The 1,337-nt window shown below is 60.7% G+C and carries 3 protein-coding genes; all 3 read right to left on the minus strand.

The window, feature by feature from the left end; translation table 11 throughout:
• A partial coding sequence (locus tag CRO75_RS32240) for a phage tail protein (protein ID WP_177409823.1) occupies positions 1-248 on the minus strand: 248 nt, incomplete at its 3' end.
• Positions 245-850 (minus strand): phage tail protein I, encoded by a 606-nt coding sequence (locus CRO75_RS32245; protein WP_097140674.1) that lies wholly within the window; start codon positions 848-850, stop codon positions 245-247. The genes CRO75_RS32240 and CRO75_RS32245, both read right to left, overlap by 4 nt.
• A gap of 1 nt (position 851) precedes the next feature.
• Positions 852-1,337 (minus strand): baseplate J/gp47 family protein (locus CRO75_RS32250; RefSeq protein WP_177409824.1); only part of this gene is annotated, 486 nt, incomplete at its 5' end.

Here is a 1,337-nt window from a genome sequence, read left to right on the forward strand (position 1 = left end):
GGGATGACTTGCTCGGCGATGATGACGTTTGCGTTGTTCGGGTCGACTTTCACCTGATTCAGGGGCGCGCGGCGGTTCTCGTGAATCAACTTCGCTTGTTGCTCACTGGGAATCGGGTCTGTGCCGTTGGCATCGCCAACGCCCATTTGGGCGAAAGTCCAGGGAATACCCAAGGCATCGGCGTTGGCCTGCTTGGCCTTACCGACGGCGGTGAGAATGGCGAAAAACTGGCTGTTCTGGTCTGTCATGGGTAAATATCCATCGTGTCGATGTTGTGTTCACGGCCACCGAGGCGGATGTATCCGCTAACCTCGATGTCACGTTGCATGGGGGGATACACATCAATTTCGTCGCCGTCGGTGACGCAGGCGCCGATATGCACCGTGCCGGCGGTTTCCAAGCTGATAGCCAGGCCGGTCAACGTCCGGCTCACGGGCTTGGCGTCGTCGATCAGGCGATCCAGCTCCCGATACATCTCATCAGTAATGCCTGTTTCGAGGACGCCCACTTTTAACGCGAAGGTGCCGGGCACACCCTGCGGCTGGGTCTGCCACCACTCGACAACCTCAATCAAGTAGCCCAACGGCTCAACAACCCGGCGCAAAGCCCCAATGGTGCCTTTGTGCGCATGGATGTAATACGAGGCCTTGATCGCTGCCCGCTTGACCGACTCGGCCCAGCCCGGATCCCAACGGTCAACCGACCAGGCCCAGGCCAAATATGGCAACAGATGAACCGGACAGGTATCGGAGTTGTACAGCGTCCGAAGCGGGATCTCGGTCACTTCTTCCGTGGCGACTTCAACGCCCCGCTCCAGCAGGGTGCTGTTCAACGGCAGCAGGCTTTTCATGTCAGCTACCCCGCGTCACGCTGATGCCCTCACACCAGGCCGCCTGCGCTTTTGTGGGACGGACATCTGACCACCCCACAAGCTCCACCCGGCTGACACCCGCAATGTGCAACTGCGCATCTACCCCTGACCGCGCCACCTCCAATCCCAAGCGGCGCCTGGGGTTCACCCAGGCCCGCAAGCGCTGCTCGCATTCTGCGAGGATCGCTTCGTTCTCCGGTCCTGTACCCGACATGTAAACGAGGGCCTCGACCCGATAAGTCAGGATCTGTGCAGACTGGACCGTAAGCCGATCGGCAACGGGGCGTACATCGTCGTCACTAAGATGCAGACGCACCGTCTCCAGCAGCTCAGGCGGAGCCAACCCTGTGCCCTCCAAGTCCAGCACGGTCACGACCACTTCGGCCGGGGCCGGGCTCTCTGCTGTAGCATCTGCCACACGTCCCGAAGCATTGCGCGCATGCAGGATGTAGCTGTTTCGCGGGCC

The sequence above is a fragment of the Pseudomonas sp. LAMO17WK12:I10 genome (assembly GCF_900215185.1).
GTDB lineage: Bacteria > Pseudomonadota > Gammaproteobacteria > Pseudomonadales > Pseudomonadaceae > Aquipseudomonas > Aquipseudomonas chlororaphis.